Origin of the sequence: Pseudomonas sp. GL-RE-29 (assembly GCF_019947275.1) — a bacterium.
GTDB classification, from domain to species: Bacteria; Pseudomonadota; Gammaproteobacteria; order Pseudomonadales; family Pseudomonadaceae; genus Aquipseudomonas; species Aquipseudomonas fluorescens_A.
Map to the genome: position 1 here is coordinate 171516 of NZ_JAGYGD010000004.1, position 16772 is coordinate 188287.

The 16772-nt window shown below is 58.6% G+C and carries 13 protein-coding genes; 12 read left to right on the forward strand and 1 reads right to left on the reverse strand.

The window, feature by feature from the left end:
* The first annotated feature begins 180 nt into the window (after positions 1-180).
* From KGB21_RS05555 to choV, 3 genes are all read left to right on the forward strand, one after another.
* Positions 181-1128: a choline ABC transporter substrate-binding protein gene (locus tag KGB21_RS05555; protein ID WP_223504100.1), complete on the forward strand. Its 948-nt coding sequence runs from the start codon at positions 181-183 to the stop codon at positions 1126-1128.
* A 77-nt stretch (positions 1129-1205) separates the two neighbouring features.
* Positions 1206-2051, forward strand: a complete 846-nt coding sequence (gene choW / locus KGB21_RS05560) for a choline ABC transporter permease subunit (RefSeq protein WP_034147473.1) — start codon at positions 1206-1208, stop codon at positions 2049-2051.
* Positions 2048-3226, forward strand: a complete 1179-nt coding sequence (gene choV, locus KGB21_RS05565; protein WP_034147474.1) for a choline ABC transporter ATP-binding protein — start codon at positions 2048-2050, stop codon at positions 3224-3226. The genes choW and choV overlap by 4 nt, the downstream gene beginning before the upstream one ends.
* 177 nt (positions 3227-3403) lie before the next feature.
* On the opposite strand, the gene KGB21_RS05570 is transcribed toward choV, so the two are convergent.
* Positions 3404-5344 carry a BCCT family transporter gene (locus tag KGB21_RS05570; RefSeq protein WP_223504175.1) on the reverse strand — a complete coding sequence of 647 codons (1941 nt, stop codon included), beginning with the start codon at positions 5342-5344 and terminating at the stop codon, positions 3404-3406.
* Positions 5345-5725: 381 nt separating this feature from the next.
* Here KGB21_RS05570 and betI point away from each other — a divergent pair, with 381 nt between their 5' ends.
* The 9 genes from betI to mdtD all read left to right on the forward strand — a co-directional run bounded on the left by betI (position 5726) and on the right by mdtD (position 16724).
* Entirely contained in the window at positions 5726-6319 is a 594-nt protein-coding gene (gene betI / locus KGB21_RS05575) for a transcriptional regulator BetI (protein WP_034147476.1), read from the forward strand.
* 108 nt (positions 6320-6427) lie between these two features.
* Complete coding sequence (gene betB / locus KGB21_RS05580; protein ID WP_223504102.1) at positions 6428-7900, forward strand: betaine-aldehyde dehydrogenase; 1473 nt, start codon at positions 6428-6430, stop codon at positions 7898-7900.
* A 218-nt stretch (positions 7901-8118) separates the two neighbouring features.
* Positions 8119-9822, forward strand: a complete 1704-nt coding sequence (gene betA / locus KGB21_RS05585) for a choline dehydrogenase (RefSeq protein WP_034147478.1) — start codon at positions 8119-8121, stop codon at positions 9820-9822.
* Between the two features lie 230 nt (positions 9823-10052).
* On the forward strand, positions 10053-11045 hold the full coding sequence (locus KGB21_RS05590; protein WP_223504104.1) for a hypothetical protein: 993 nt from the start codon (positions 10053-10055) through the stop codon (positions 11043-11045).
* Positions 11045-11761, forward strand: coding sequence for an AzlC family ABC transporter permease (locus KGB21_RS05595; RefSeq protein ID WP_034147480.1), 717 nt, complete (start codon positions 11045-11047; stop codon positions 11759-11761). Before KGB21_RS05590 ends, KGB21_RS05595 begins: the two co-directional genes overlap by 1 nt.
* A gap of 4 nt (positions 11762-11765) precedes the next feature.
* Positions 11766-12110, forward strand: coding sequence for an AzlD domain-containing protein (locus tag KGB21_RS05600; protein WP_034147481.1), 345 nt, complete (start codon positions 11766-11768; stop codon positions 12108-12110).
* Positions 12111-12342: 232 nt separating this feature from the next.
* Positions 12343-13785, forward strand: coding sequence for a TldD/PmbA family protein (locus KGB21_RS05605; RefSeq protein ID WP_223504105.1), 1443 nt, complete (start codon positions 12343-12345; stop codon positions 13783-13785).
* A complete protein-coding gene (locus KGB21_RS05610; RefSeq protein WP_034147483.1) occupies positions 13785-15122 on the forward strand; it encodes a TldD/PmbA family protein in 1338 nt (445 codons plus the stop codon). Before KGB21_RS05605 ends, KGB21_RS05610 begins: the two co-directional genes overlap by 1 nt.
* 174 nt (positions 15123-15296) lie before the next feature.
* The gene (gene mdtD / locus KGB21_RS05615; protein WP_223504106.1) at positions 15297-16724 is read left to right on the forward strand and encodes a multidrug transporter subunit MdtD; all 1428 of its coding nucleotides are present in this window, start codon (positions 15297-15299) and stop codon (positions 16722-16724) included.
* The last annotated feature ends 48 nt before the right edge of the window (positions 16725-16772 follow it).

A 16772-nucleotide genomic window follows, 5' to 3' on the forward strand; every position in this document is an offset into this window, starting at 1 on the left:
CCATCCCTGTACTGGTTACGACGCACCCTGTAGGCGTCAGATTTTCACTGGTACATGATCGTATCGACTCGATTGCAAGGCGCCGTGGTAGAGATGTCTCCAAAACGCCATCCAACCGCAACCTATAAGTGCGGTGGTCCAGTCGGAACACTGCCAAAAAAAACACCAAGGAGTCCATCCATGAAAGGTTCCCGTTCGTTGTTGTTGGCCGCCATGCTTAGTCTGCCGGTTCTGGCGCAAGCCGCCGAACCGGCCCAATGCAGCACCGTAAACTTCTCCGATGTCGGCTGGACCGACATCACCGCAACAACCGCGACCACCAGCGTCGTGCTCAACGCCCTCGGCTACAAGACCAAGACCACCATGATTTCCGTGCCCGTGACCTACAAGTCCCTGGCCGACGGCAAGAACATGGACGTGTTCCTCGGTAACTGGATGCCGACCATGGAAAACGACATCAAGGCCTACCGCGATGCGGGCACCGTGGAAACCGTGCGCACCAACCTCAAAGGCGCCAAGTACACCCTCGCCGTCCCACAGGCGCTGTACGACAAAGGGCTGCATGATTTCGCCGACATCGCCAAATTCAAGAAAGAACTCGACGGCAAGATTTATGGCATCGAACCCGGCAACGACGGCAACCGCCTGATCCAGAGTATGATCGACAAGAACGCCTTCGGCCTCAAAGACGCCGGTTTCAAAGTCGTCGAGTCCAGCGAGGCGGGCATGCTGTCGCAGGTCGACCGCGCGCAGAAACGCGACACCGCCGTGGTGTTCCTCGGCTGGGCCCCGCACCCGATGAACAAGCGCTTCAAGATTCAGTACCTGACCGGCGGCGACGACTTCTTCGGCCCCGATTTTGGCGCCGCCACCGTCGCGACCAACACCCGCAAAGGGTACGCCTCGGAATGCAGCAACGTCGGTCAGTTGCTGAAGAACCTGGAGTTCACTGTCGACATGGAAAGTGAACTGATGGGCAACATCCTCGACGATAAAATGAAGCCTGACGCGGCCGCCAAGGCCTGGCTTAAAAAGAACCCCCAGGTGCTCGATACCTGGCTCGCTGGCGTAACCACCATTGACGGTAAACCAGGCCTGGAGGCCGTGAAAGCCAAGCTGGCACCTTGAATTAGGGAGCATCGCTTACGCCGGGCGGCTCGCGCCGTCCGGGCTGTTTATTTCCTTGCATGCGGACGTTCACTACCATGCTGATTGATCAGAAAATACCTCTAGGCCAGTACATCGCAGGCTTCGTTGAATGGTTGACGCAACACGGCGCCAACACCTTCGACGCAATTGCCGTGTCACTGGAAACGATGATCCACGGCGTGACGTTTGCGCTGACCTGGTTCAACCCGCTGGTCTTGATCGGCCTAATCGCAATACTTGCCCACTTCATCCAGCGCAAATGGGGGCTGACCGCCTTCGTCGTTGCCTCATTCCTGCTGATCCTCAATCTGGGGTACTGGCAGGAAACCATGGAAACCCTCGCCCAGGTGTTGTTCGCCACCCTGGTCTGCGTGGTCATCGGCGTACCGCTGGGTATCGTCGCCGCGCACAAACCGATGTTCTACACCATGATGCGTCCGGTGCTCGATCTGATGCAGACCGTGCCGACCTTCGTCTACCTCATTCCTACCCTGACCCTCTTCGGTCTGGGTGTGGTCCCCGGTCTGATCTCGACGGTGGTGTTCGCGATTGCCGCGCCCATCCGCCTGACCTACCTGGGCATCCGTGATGTCCCGCAAGAACTGATGGACGCCGGCAAGGCCTTTGGCTGCTCGCGACGCCAGCTGCTTTCGCGAATCGAACTGCCCCACGCCATGCCAAGCATCGCGGCCGGCATCACCCAGTGCATCATGCTGTCGTTGTCGATGGTGGTGATCGCGGCACTGGTGGGCGCCGACGGCCTGGGCAAACCCGTGGTCAACGCACTGAATACCGCTGATATCGCCCTGGGCTTCGAAGCAGGCCTGGCGATCGTACTGCTGGCGATCATGCTCGACCGTATCTGCAAACAACCCGACGCCAAAGTAGGGGGTGACGCATGAGCATAATTCGCTTCGAAGACGTCGACGTAATTTTCACCAAGGATCCGCGCGAAGCCCTGAAGCTTCTCGATCAAGGTTTGACTCGCAGCGAGATCCTGAAAAAAACCGGGCAGATCGTTGGCGTCGAAAAGGCCAGCCTTGATGTCGAAAAAGGTGAAATCTGCGTGCTGATGGGCCTGTCCGGCTCCGGCAAATCCAGCCTGCTGCGTTGCATCAACGGCCTCAACACTGTTAGCCGCGGCAAGCTGTACGTCGAGCACGAAGGCAAGCAGATCAACATTGCTTCCTGTACCCCGGCGGAACTGAAAATGATGCGCACCAAGCGCATCGCCATGGTGTTCCAGAAGTTCGCCCTGATGCCTTGGCTGACGGTGCGCGAGAACATCAGTTTCGGCCTGGAAATGCAGGGCCGTCCGGAGAAGGAACGCAAGAAACTGGTCGATGAAAAACTCGAACTGGTGGGCCTGACCCAATGGCGCAACAAGAAACCCGATGAACTCTCCGGTGGTATGCAGCAACGTGTGGGCCTGGCCCGTGCGCTGGCGATGGACGCCGACATTCTGCTGATGGACGAACCGTTCTCGGCACTCGACCCGCTGATCCGTCAGGGCCTGCAGGACGAACTGCTGGAACTGCAACGCAAGCTGAGCAAAACCATCGTCTTCGTGAGTCACGACCTCGATGAAGCGCTGAAGCTCGGCAGCCGTATCGCGATCATGAAAGACGGCCGGATCATCCAGTACAGCAAGCCTGAAGAAATCGTCCTCAACCCGGCGGACGACTACGTGCGGACCTTCGTCGCCCACACCAACCCGCTGAACGTATTGTGCGGTCGCAGCCTGATGCGCACCCTGGACAACTGCAAACGCATCAACGGCTCGGTGTGCCTGGATCCGGGCGGCGATTCGTGGCTGGACCTGGCGGAAGGCAACACCATCAAGGGGGCACGCCAGAACGGTTCTGCGCTGGACCTGCAAAACTGGGTACCGGGCCAGGCAGTTGAAGGTCTGGGCCGTCGGCCAACGTTGGTCGATTCGAACATCGGCATGCGCGATGCGTTGCAGATTCGCTATCAGACCGGCAACAAACTGGTGCTGCACGACAACAACCATGTGGTCGGGATTCTTGGCGACAGCGAGCTGTACCACGCGTTGCTCGGCAAGAACCTGGGCTAAGGCAACAGACACAAAAACGCCGCGAGAGGATCGCGGCGTTTTTGTTTAGAGCAAAGATCAAAAGATCGCAGCCTTCGGCAGCTCCTACAGGGGACCGCGATCAAATGTAGGAGCTGCCGAAGGCTGCGATCTTTTAAAGCTGACGCGATGCCACTGAAACACCGCGCCACTCACAACTTAGCTATACACCCGGCCAAGGAGCTGCCGATGGCTTTCAAACTGATCGAGCACGTCACGGGTGATCTGATCCTGGGTGAAACCCATCAAGTCGTAGTCCTGGCTGCCGTTGTGCAGGTACACCTCGGCGCGGTAGTAACGCTGACGCGCCTCATCGGATTGAGCCGATTCGGTCGGCGTCGCCAGATAACCGTCCAGGCTGACTTCGTAGACAAACGGGTTGCCCTCCTCCATCTCGACCCGCACGCCCATGCAACGCTTGGACTTGCCCAGCAACGTCTGCACTTCCAGGCCCTGCGCACGCATTTGCGTGGTCGCATCCTGCAAGGCCGGGCTCACGTGCTTGTCCATGAAACGCTGCACCACCGATTGGCTCGGTTGCAGGTCCAGTTGGGTCAAACGCTCGCTGAAACCACGACGTCCGCGCGCCGCCAGCTCGGCTTGTTCCTGTTCGATCTGCACGTCCTGGCGCATGGCCTTGTGCAAGCCAAACATGAAGTACACCAGCACCACCGAGAACGGCAGGCCGGCCAGCACCACCATGGTTTGCATGGCTTCGAAGTTACCGGCGAACAACAGACCGATGGTCACCAGGGTGATCACCACCGACCAGAAAATCCGCAGCCAGTGCGGCGCATCTTCATCGACATTGCCGCCCTTGCAGGAAAGGTTGGCCATCATCACCGCGCCGGAATCCGCCGGGGTCAGGAACAACACGAAACCTACGAAGATCGATACACCGATCACCACCTTCGACGCCGGGTAATGTTCCAGCAATTGGTAGATCGCCATGGACGGCTGTTCCAGCGCCGTTTTCCCAAGCTCCACCGCACCATGGTTCATCACCAGGTCCAGGGCCGAGTTACCGAAGATCGACAGCCACGCCAAAGTGAAACCCAGCGGAATCAGCAGCACGCCAGCCACCAGTTCACGCACCGTACGGCCACGGGAAATACGCGCGATGAACATGCCTACGAATGGCGCCCAGGAAATCCACCAGGCCCAGTAGAACAGGGTCCACAGGCCCAACCAGCGGTCAGACTTCTCACTGTCGCCTTCGTACACATAAAGGTCGAAAGTCTTCAGCACCACGCCGTTCAGGTAATCACCGACGTTTTGCACAAAGCCGTTGAGCAGGTGCAGGGTCGGGCCGAACAACAGCACGAAAATCAGCAGTCCACTGAACAGCACGATGTTGAGGTTGGACAGACGACGAATGCCGTTTTCCACACCCGACACGGCAGCGATGGTCGCCACGGTGCTCATCACGATGATCACAATCAGCAGGTTGGTGTTGCTGTGTTCCATGCCGAACAGGTTTTCCAGCCCCGACGACACTTGCAGCGAACCAATCCCCAGGTTGGTCACCAGGCCCAGCAGGGTCACGAACATGCCAAAGCCGTCCACCGCATGTCCGGCCGCGCCCTTGACCCAACGCTCGCCCACCAGCGGATACAACGCCGAACGCAACGCCAGCGGCTGGTTATGACGGTAAGCAAAATAGGCAACGGCCAGACCGACCAGCGCGTAGATCGCCCAGCCATGCAGGCCCCAGTGCAGGAACGTCAGCTGAACCGCCTGACGCGCCGCGAGGTTGCTGGCGGCAACGCCTTCCGGCGGGTTGAAGTAATGGTCCAGCGGCTCGGAAGCACCAAAGTACAGCAGCGAAATGCCGATACCCGACGAGAACAGCATCCCCGCCCAGGCGCCGTAGCTGAAGTCCGGGGTGTCGTCCTTGCTGCCCAGTTTCAGTTTGCCGTAGGACGAAAATGCCAGGCCGACCACAAAGATCAGATAGGCGGCAATCACCACCATGTAGTACCAGCCGAAGCTGCGGGACAGCCAGGCTTGCGCCGTACCGAGCAGTCTGCCGGCCTCTTGCGGGGCGATGATCAGAATGGCGGTCAACAACAGAATCAACGCGGTAGAGGTGTAGAACACCCAACCGTTGACCGTCACCTTCTCGGGTGGGGTCTTTATTAGCGAGGCAGAACTCATGGCACAGATGCTCCGGGCAGTGCGAGAGAAGAACGCAAGACAAACGGGTTACCCGACTAATCGGTTAGTGGGCAGCCGACCAGTGGGTGATATAAAGACACCCCGAAAAAAGCCCGAAGCCCTGGGAGCGCCGTGGCGTACAGGTTTCGAGCCGTTTCGGATGTCGGTTTGTCGCCATTTACATGTAGGAAAAATCTGTAAGCAGCGACGATTTGTCGCAGATCTTATTCTTTGTTGATTGAACGTTCAATCAAAACAAAATAGACTGGCCCTCAAGCCGGTAGCCGTTTTACGTCTGCCGGAAGGCCTAAGGAGATGTGCAAGATGCCCAAGGTCGGTATGCAACCCATCCGTCGCCAGCAATTGATCGAAGCCACATTGCTGGCGGTTGATCAGGTCGGAATGGGGGACGCCAGCATTGCGCTGATCGCCCGTTTGGCCGGTGTCTCGAATGGCATCATCAGTCATTACTTTCAGGACAAGAACGGCCTGATCGCTGCCACGGCGCAGTACCTGATGAGTGTCCTCAGCGAGAACGTCACCGCGCGCCGTCAGGCGCTGAAGGACGACAGCCCGCGGGCTCACCTTCAGGTGATCATCGAAGGCAACTTCGACGCCAGCCAGGTCAATGGCCCGGCAATGAAAACCTGGCTGGCCTTCTGGGCCACCAGCATGCACCACCCGTCTTTGCACAGGTTGCAGCGGATCAACGATCACCGTCTGTATTCCAACCTGTGCTGCCAGTTCCGCCGCGTATTGCCGCTCGATGATGCGCGCAGTGCAGCCCGCGGCCTGGCAGCCCTCATTGACGGTTTGTGGTTGCGCGGTGCGCTGTCGGGAGACGCTTTCGACACCGAGCAGGCGCACCAGATCGCTTACGAATACATGGATTTCCAACTGGCCAAGCGGGTGAGTTAGAGCACACATAAACGCTCAACCCCCGAACCGCCACTGACCAGCGCCGCCAACGCTTTACGGCACGCCCCAGTGGTCAACGCCAACCACTTATGCACTTGCGAGGACTTTATGGCCCGTTTCGAACTGCAAAAACTCTACATCGACGGCGCGTACAGCGACGCCAGCAGCGACGCCACCTTCGAAGCCATCAACCCGGCTAACGGTGAAGTCCTCGCAAAAGTACAACGTGCGACCAAGGAAGACGTCGAGCGCGCTGTGGTCAGCGCCGAAAAGGGCCAGAAAATCTGGGCCGCGATGACTGCCATGGAGCGTTCGCGCATCCTGCGTCGTGCCGTGGACATCCTGCGCGAGCGCAACGATGAACTGGCCGCCCTGGAAACCCTGGACACCGGCAAGTCGTACTCCGAAACCCGTTACGTCGACATCGTTACCGGCGCTGACGTGCTGGAATACTACGCAGGCCTGGTGCCAGCCATCGAAGGCGAGCAGATTCCGCTGCGTACCACGTCGTTCGTCTACACCCGTCGCGAGCCACTGGGCGTCGTCGCGGGTATCGGCGCGTGGAACTACCCGATCCAGATCGCCCTGTGGAAATCCGCTCCGGCCCTGGCGGCCGGTAACGCGATGATCTTCAAGCCAAGCGAAGTCACCTCGCTGACCACTCTGAAACTGGCCGAGATCTACACCGAAGCCGGCCTGCCAGCGGGCGTGTTCAACGTCCTGACGGGCAGCGGCCGTGAAGTCGGCACCTGGCTGACCGAGCACCCGCGCATCGAGAAAATCTCGTTCACCGGCGGCACCGACACCGGCAAGAAAGTCATGGCCAGCGCTTCGAGCTCTTCGCTCAAGGACGTGACCATGGAACTGGGCGGCAAGTCGCCGCTGATCATCTGCGACGACGCCGACCTCGATCGCGCCGCCGACACCGCGATGATGGCCAACTTCTACAGCTCCGGCCAGGTCTGCACCAACGGCACTCGTGTGTTCGTACCGGCGCACTTGAAAGCCGCTTTCGAAGCGAAGATTGCCGAGCGCGTCGCACGCATCCGCATCGGCAACCCGGAAGACGAAAACACCAACTTCGGTCCGCTGGTGAGCTTCGCCCACATGGAAAGCGTGCTGGGCTACATCGCCAAGGGCAAGGAAGAAGGCGCCCGCCTGCTGTGCGGCGGCCAGCGCCTGACTGACGGCGAATTCGCCAAGGGCGCGTTTGTCGCGCCGACCGTGTTCACCGACTGCACCGACGACATGACCATCGTCCGTGAAGAAATCTTTGGCCCGGTGATGGCGATCCTGTCGTACGAAACCGAAGAAGAAGTGATCCGCCGCGCCAACGACACCGACTTCGGCCTGGCCGCCGGTATCGTCACCAAGGACCTGAACCGCGCCCACCGCGTGATTCATCAGCTGGAAGCCGGTATCTGCTGGATCAACGCCTGGGGCGAATCCGACGCGAAAATGCCGGTCGGCGGCTACAAGCAGTCGGGTGTCGGCCGTGAGAACGGCATCAGCTCGCTGAACAACTTCACCCGCATCAAATCGGTACAGGTCGAGCTGGGCGATTACGCCTCGGTGTTCTGATCTAACGGGGTTCTGGAGTTGCGGCCCTTTGTGGCGAGGGAGCTTGCTCCCGCTGGGCTGCGAAGCGGCCCCAACTCCAGACACCGTTTTTATTCAGACCGAACACGGTCGCTGAATCTGCGACTGCTACGCAGCCGAGCGGGAGCAAGCTCCCTCGCCACAAATGGATGGTGCATCGGCGACCGCGACCTGAACCAACTTCAAAGAGGGTGCATTCAATGTCCCAAGAATTCGATTACATCATCATCGGTGCCGGCTCTGCCGGTAACACCCTGGCGACCCGTCTGACTGAAGACGCCGGCGTCACTGTCCTGCTGCTCGAAGCCGGTGGCCCTGACTACCGTTTCGACTTCCGCACACAAATGCCGGCGGCGCTGGCGTTCCCACTGCAAGGTCGTCGCTACAACTGGGCCTACGAAACCGACGCCGAGCCGCACATGGACGGTCGCCGGATGGAATGCGGTCGCGGCAAGGGCCTCGGCGGTTCTTCGCTGATTAACGGTATGTGCTACATCCGTGGTAACGCCATGGACTACGACGGTTGGGCGAAACTGCCAGGCCTGGAAGACTGGTCCTACCTGGACTGCTTGCCGTATTTCCGCAAAGCGGAAACCCGCGACATCGGTCCGAACGACTACCACGGTGGCGACGGCCCGGTCAGCGTGACCACGCCAAAAGCCGGTAACAACCCACTGTTCCACGCCATGGTTGAAGCGGGCGTGCAGGCGGGTTATCCGCGCACCGAAGACTTGAACGGTTACCAGCAAGAAGGCTTCGGTCCGATGGACCGCACCGTGACGCCGAACGGCCGTCGTGCTTCCACGGCTCGCGGTTACCTCGACGTGGCCAAAAAGCGTTCGACCCTGACCATCGTCACCCACGCCCTGACCGACAAGATCCTGTTCGACGGCAAGCGTGCGGTCGGCGTGCGTTACCTGGTCGGCGACGCTGAAGAGCGCGTTGAAGCCAAAGCGCGCAAGGAAGTGCTGCTGTGCTCCGGCGCCATCGCGTCGCCGCAGATCCTGCAACGCTCCGGCGTCGGCCCCGCCGAACTGCTGAACAAGCTCGATATTCCAGTGGTCCACGACCTGCCGGGCGTCGGTGAAAACCTGCAGGACCACCTTGAGCTGTACCTGCAATACGCTTGCACCCAACCGGTTTCCCTGTACCCGTCGCTGCTCTGGTACAACCAGCCGGCCATCGGTGCCGAGTGGCTGTTCAACGGCACCGGCATCGGCGCCAGCAACCAGTTCGAGGCCGGCGGTTTCATCCGTACTCGCGAAGAGTTCGAATGGCCGAACATCCAGTACCACTTCCTGCCGGTGGCGATTAACTACAACGGCAGCAACGGTGTGAAAGAGCACGGTTTCCAGGCGCACATGGGCTCCATGCGCTCGCCAAGCCGCGGGCGCATCCAGGCCAAGTCGAAAGACCCGCGCCAGCACCCGAGCATCCTGTTCAACTACATGGCCACCGAGCAGGACTGGCAGGAATTCCGCGACGGCATCCGCCTGACCCGTGAAATCATGCAGCAGCCGGCACTGGACGCTTTCCGTGGTCGCGAAATCAGCCCGGGCATCGACGTGCAAACCGATGAGCAGCTGGACAAGTTCATCCGCGAACACGCCGAAACCGCGTTCCACCCGTCCTGCTCGTGCAAGATGGGCACCGACGAGATGGCCGTGGTCGATGGCGAAGGTCGCGTGCATGGCATGCAAGGCCTGCGCGTGGTCGACGCCTCGATCATGCCGATCATCACCACCGGCAACCTGAATGCACCAACGATCATGATCGCCGAGAAAATCGCCGACAAGATCCGTGGCCGCCAGCCGTTGCCGCGCAGCACTGCTACGTACTATGTGGCGGGTGAAGCGCCGGTTAAGGGCAAGCCAATGCGGGAAGTGAGCCAGATCGCTCCGTAACGGCTCTCGCAATTGATTCAAAAAAAACCGCCAACCTTTCCGGGTTGACGGTTTTTTTTGGCTAATTCAAGCTGCTTACAACAAACAACAACACTCGCACCAAGCAACTAAAAACATCTATTACTCGAAACAAAATTCGTTACACATACACTCACACTAACTTAGAAACCTCCATTAATATTCGCGTCCAGTTCAAACAGGACTCGAGCAACTTAAATGGAGAAAAAAATATGCTCAACACGGAGTTTGCAAAAAAACCAAGTTACTTCAGAGACAAAATATCCGAAGAACAAGCGATCACCTTGGACTTCAGCTATATGGTGGGCGTTGTTGAGTCCTGGTGGGAAAAAAACAACCAATACGACACGCACATCTTAAAAACACAGCTAGTTAACCTTTTTCTAACTTATCTGCGCACGGAAGATACCGTCTACTTCGACAAAGTGGGGTTGGCTAACGGATGCGCGGCCGTCCGTATTAAAAATGTATTCAACCTGGACTCGCCAAAACTTGCTTTAACCGTGCACGAGGCTCTGTCTGACCTGTTTTACCTCACTGACATCAAATACGAATACGAAGAACACAAAGCACTGTATCTCAAACCCTCCGCGGAAATACATCGGGAGTGGGGCAATGGTCATGGCGATATCACACCGCATTCTGATGACTTATATGAAGAGCTGAATGTTGATTTTCTGGCCCTGACTGTTTGCAGGGACGTCACGAAAACTCCCACCGCCTATTATTTCCCAGCTGATCTATTGCGTGATTTAAACGACGACGATATACGCGAGTTATTGACGATGCAGGCAACGTTCATTTCCGGTAAAAACGTCAGCGGCTTAAAAAAACGAGTCCGTCGCGTAGTTGAATATTCCGAAATCTACGGTTTTCTTTTTTCGCTGGATTTCCGAATTGATGCAGAGAACGGTGAGCGGATGCGCGCTGAAAATGGTGGCCAGCACGTCCTGGACAAAATCCGCGCTGGCCTGCCAAACGCCAAACACAACGTTTCGACAGCTGAAACCGGCACGTTCCTTATCGTAGCCAACCACAAGATACTGCATGCACGCCCGATGCTGAATATCGATACCAACGAAGCTCGGGAACAAGCGCAACACTCGACATTCAATACAACGCCTCGATTGTTGTTTCGAAGCAAGGGCCCTAGAAAGCAATATTTCCCGCTGGATGAAACATTCTCAACCCGAGAGGCCCATTGATGACGGCTACAGATACATCCACTCGTCCCGTGGCCGTTGACGTCTTTATTGAAGGTGCACGGGATGCAATCACCTTTGGTGTCGCGTTTATTTTTTTGTACCTATCGATAGGTATTTTAAGTGCAACGCAATCACTAACACTCAGCCAGACACTTGCAACGACACTTTTAATATTCTCCACCCCCCTGCAGTTTTTACTAATTCAAAGCTATAACGATGGATGGATATTGCTTCCTGTCATCATGGCACTCAATGCTCGCTTTGTATTACTTTCCGCGACCCTTGCCCCCTATATAAGAAGCACTTCCACCACAAAAACCATGGCCGCCTTGATTCTGATCACGCCTTCGATATTCACAGGGTGTGTTACTCGATTCAAGCAAAAATCCGATCACGCCTTCGCCTACATGATCGGCCTTGGCCTTCCCATTTTCGGTGTCTCAATCATCTGCACCTACATCGGCTTTATCACCGGTGCCAAACTCACCTCACCCGTCATCTATGCGGCGATGACTCTTCTATTGCCGCTGCAGTTTACCGCTTTGGCGGGCAAGCACTGGCCTCATTACCCGGAAGTATCGAGTTACTGGCTTGGCTTCATCGGTGCGCCACTACTGGTTTATCTGTTCAAGGACTACAGCATGCTCTGCACGCCTTTTATCATCGGCGGACTGATCGTCCTGATTGAAAACACTTACAAAAAAGAGGCGGCGTAGCTTCATGACAATTTGGCTCCTTATTGCATTCTCCGCCGCAACCGCCTTCGCCTTTCGCGCCCTTCCCTTCGCCTTCAAGAACAGCACCGCACTCACGCAAACCCAAGGTTCTTTTTATCGGTTTATCAGCTACAGCGCACAAGCAATGTTGGGAGTCATCATTTATGACACAGCGTTCAACAAAAGGGATGCTCTGACCCTGATGCAGCAATTTGATACGCTGGATGCCCTGAAACTATTCTTGCTCGTCGGAACCTTCATCGCGGTCGCCAAAACAAGAAAAATCCTGCCTTCTTTTTTCGCCAGCCTAATCATTTATGTTGCTGCTTTCTTTTATCTGAACGGCTGAACGTGGCTCCCTGTACTGACGGCGGGATTGTTCGCGAGCAAGCTGCAATGGCTGCTCGCGAACTCAATCATCAGCCAACTCGTCATGCGCGCTCTCTATTTCGGAATCTTTTCCTCCATTGCTCCACCCTTGATCCTCCCCCCGCACAGGCCTAATCTAGCGCCACGCAATCGTTTCACCCCTCCCCTCGCAACACCGCTTCGCCGTCACTCCATACCAAGGAGGTTCCCGAATGTTCGATTTCCACCCCCAGCTCAAGCAGCGTTTTGCTGCCTTGCGCACGGGCGCTGAATTCTTTTCCCTGCGTTATGTGCGCGAGTCCGGGCAGTACCTGTCGGTGCGCAAGAACGTCGCCGAACCGCCAAGCCTGAGCCGTGACGAAGGCGCGATGCTGACCGCGCGCGTCAACGGCGTCGAAGCCTATGCCGCGACCAACGACCTGTCGCAACAAGGCCTGCAGGCCGCGCTCGAACGGGCCGAACAGCAAGCACGCAAGCTCAAGCCCCACGCCTTGCTCGACCTGCGCGAGCAGGCCGTGTCGAGTGATCGCGCCGACTATTTCTCGCCGAACCTCGACCAGCCCTTCCCGTCCTTGAGCGATTGCTACCAGTTGCTCAGCACCGAATCCGCCGCCGTGCCCAAGGACGAGCGACTGGTGAACTGGCAGGTGAGCATCGGTATCACTCATGTCGAGCAGATCTACCTCAACAGTGCCGGCGCCGAACTGCGTCAGGCCCAGCGCTTCGTCTTCCCCGGACTGGAGGTTACCGCCTACGACGGCAACGACAGCCAGACCCGAACGTTCGGCCGGGAAAACTTCGGCCAACAGGGTAGCTTTGATGTCATCAGCCGCTGCGGGCTGATTGGCGCAGGGGTAAAAATCGCCGATCAGGCGCTGCAATTGCTGCTGGCGCCGAACACTCCGCAAGGTCCTCGCGACCTGCTTCTGACGCCTGACCAGATGATCTTGCAGATCCACGAATCCATCGGCCATCCGCTGGAGCTGGACCGCATCCTCGGCGACGAGCGCAATTACGCCGGCACCAGTTTCGTCAAAGCCGAAGACTTCGGTCACCTGCAATACGGCTCGAAACTGCTCAACGTGACCTTCGACCCGGACATCCCCGAGCAGCTCGCCAGCTACGGCCATGACGACGACGGCACGGCCGCCAGCAAACAATTCCTGATCCGCGAAGGCCTGTTGCTGCGCCCATTGGGCGGTGCGCTGTCGCAATTTCGCGCAGGGCTCGATGGCGTCGCCAACAGCCGCGCCTGCAGCTGGAACCGCCCGCCCATCGACCGCATGGCCAACCTGAATATCGAGCCCGGCGACCAATCGCTGGAGCAATTGATCGGCAACATCGAGCACGGCATCTTGATGAGCACCAACCGCTCATGGTCCATCGACGATGCGCGCAACAAGTTCCAGTTCGGCTGCGAATGGGGCCAGTTGATCGAGAACGGCGAACTCAAAGGCGTGGTGAAGAATCCGAATTACCGGGCGATTTCCGCGCAGTTCTGGAAGAACCTCAGCGCCGTCGGCGATGCCAGTACCTTCAAGGTCCTCGGCACACCGAACTGTGGCAAGGGTGAACCGAATCAGGTGATCCGCGTCGGCCATGCTTCGCCGGCCTGCGTGTTCAGCAACGTGGATGTATTTGGAGGAGACGCCTGATGAGTACAGCAAAAACTCAGGCCGAGTCATTTAAGGCGTTGGTCGACGGGTTGCGCGAAGCCCTGCGCGAGCCGGAACAATTCACCCTAAGCTACGCCGCCGAGTCGTCGGCCTTCGTGCGTTTCAACCATGCCAAGGTGCGTCAGGCCGGGCAAGTGCAGCAGGCGAGCATCGGTTTGAAACTGATCAATGCGGGTCGCCACGCCGACCTCGACATCACCCTCGCAGGCGACCCGCTAGTTGACCTTCAGCGCCTGGCCGAAGGCCTGCAACAGCTGCGCGAAACCTTGCCGCTGCTGCCGCAAGACCCGTACCTGCTGCTCAACTACAACGGCTGGAAAAACCAGAACGTGCAGGAGCATCCGCTGCCGGACACTGAACAAGTGGTCGGCGAAATCACCAGGGCTGCTGAAGGTCTCGATCTGGTCGGGTTCTATGCCGCCGGTCCTATCAGCCGTGGTTTCGCCAGTTCTTCCGGTGCATTCGGCTGGCATCAGGCCAACAGCTTCAACTTCGATTTCAGCCTGTTCCATGAAAACGGCCAGGCAGTGAAAGCCAGTTACGCCGGGCACGACTGGAGCAGCGAAGGCTTTGCCAAACGCTTCCAGCAGGCCCGCGAGCAACTTGAGTTTCTGGGTCGACCGCTGCGCACTTTGGCGCCGGGTCAGTACCGCGCCTACCTCGCTCCGGCGGCGATGGAAGAAATCATGGGCATGCTGTGCTGGGGCGGTTTTTCCGCGCAGTCGATTGCCAGCAAAAGCAGTCCGTTGCAGAAGCTCTACGGTGGCGATCAGGCATTCAGCCCGCTGGTTTCGCTGGATGAAAAAGTCAGTGGCTCGCTGAGCCCGGCGTTTTCCGACGAAGGCTATCCGCGCAGTGATCTTGGGCTGATTGTCGAGGGCAAGGCCGGCGCGCAACTGGTCGGCTCACGCAGCGCCGCCGAATACGGTTTGACCGCCAACGGTGCCAGCGGCGGTGAGTCGCCAACAGCATTGAACATGCGGGCCGGGGATTTGCCAGAGGCAGACATTCTCAAACAGCTCGGCAGCGGTTTGTACATCAGCAACCTGTGGTACCTGAACTTCTCGGATCAACCGGCAGCACGTTTGACCGGCATGACGCGGTTTGCGACGTTCTGGGTCGAGAACGGCGAGATTCAGGCGCCGGTCAGCACCATGCGTTTCGATGACAGCGCGTTCAGCTTGCTGGGTTCGCAACTGGAAGCGTTGACCCAGGAGCGCGAGATGCTGTTGTCGGCGAGCACCTATAGCCAACGGGCGACGGCTTCTGCTTTGTTGCCGGGGGCGCTGGTCAGCAAACTAACCTTGACCCTGTAAACACAAGACCCTGTGGCGAGGGAGCTTGCTCCCGCTGGGCTGCGAAGTAGCCCAAAACCGGCAACAGCGGAATATCAGACAGACCGCATTCGCTGGATTCACGACTGCTGCGCAGCCGAGGGGGAGCAAGCCCCCTCGCCACAGGGACCGAGCAATTTATGACTCAGAGGTCCCATGCCCAACCGCCCGTCTCTCGATCCTGTCACCGCCCGCTGGGTGCCGTGGGTCGTCGCCATTGCCTTCTTCATGCAGTCCCTCGACGGGACCATCCTCAACACCGCCCTGCCGGCCATGGCCCGCGACCTGGCGGAAGACCCATTGCGCATGCAGGGCGTGATCATCGCCTACATGCTCACGGTCGCCTTGTTGATCCCGGCTTCAGGCTGGATCGCTGACCGTTTCGGCACCAAGAAAATCTTCTTCGGCGCGATCCTGCTGTTCAGCCTCGGCTCATTGCTCTGTGCGCTCTCGGAAAGCTTGAGCATGCTGATCGGCGCCCGGGTGATCCAGGGCTTGGGCGGCGCTCTGATGCTGCCAGTCGGGCGACTCGTAGTGCTGCGCGCCTACCCGCGCTCGGAACTGGTGCGAATCATGGGCTTCATCACCATTCCCGGCCTCCTCGGCCCGTTGATCGGCCCGACCATGGGCGGCTGGATGGTCGAGTATCTGACCTGGCACTGGATCTTCCTGATCAACTTGCCGGTCGGTGCGATCGGCTGCTACGCCGTGTGGAAATTCATCCCCGATCTGCGCGGCACCGAGCGCACCCGATTCGATAGCCTGGGTTTCGTGCTGTTCGGCGCGGCGATGATCCTGATTACCGTCGCCATGGAGGGCCTCGGCGAATTGCACCTGCCGCACCTGCGGGTGATGTTGTTGCTGTTCGGCGGCATGGCGTGTCTGGCGGCCTATTGGTTGCGCGCCGGGCATATCGAAAATCCACTGTTCGCGCCGTCGCTGTTCAAGACGAGGACTTTTGCCGTCGGCATCCTCGGCAACCTGTTCGCCCGCTTGGGCAGCGGCGCCCTGCCGTTCCTCGTGCCGTTGCTGCTGCAAGTGGCGCTGGGTTATTCGCCGTCCCAGGCCGGGATGAGCATGCTGCCGCTGGCCGCTGCGGCGATGATCGCCAAGTGGGTGGCGCGGCCGCTGATCGAGCGCCTGGGCTACCGCATCGTGCTGACAGGCAACACCCTGGCGCTGGGGATCATGCTGGCGAGCATGGGCCTGGTCAGCGAGCAGACGCCGTATTGGCTGCTGCTGTGCCTGCTGGCGATTCTTGGCGCGATCAACTCCTTGCAGTTCACCGCGATGAACACCGTGACCCTGATCGACCTCGACGACGCCAGCGCCAGCAGCGGCAACAGTTTGCTGTCGGTGGTAGCGCAATTGTCTTTGAGTCTGGGGGTGGCCTGCGCCGGTGCGTTGCTCGGCGGGTTTACCGCAGAGATCGGCAATGATGGCGTGGACACGGTTTTGGGCGCCTTCCAGCTGACATTTGTGACCGTGGGAATCATGGCGATGCTGGCTGCAACGATCTTCTCGCAGCTCTCAAAGAATGACGGACGGCGTGTTAAACGTCCGGAAGAGCACATAGAGCCTTAGGGCGAATGGCCATCGGACTGGTACACTGCGCGACATTTTGTTTTGCAG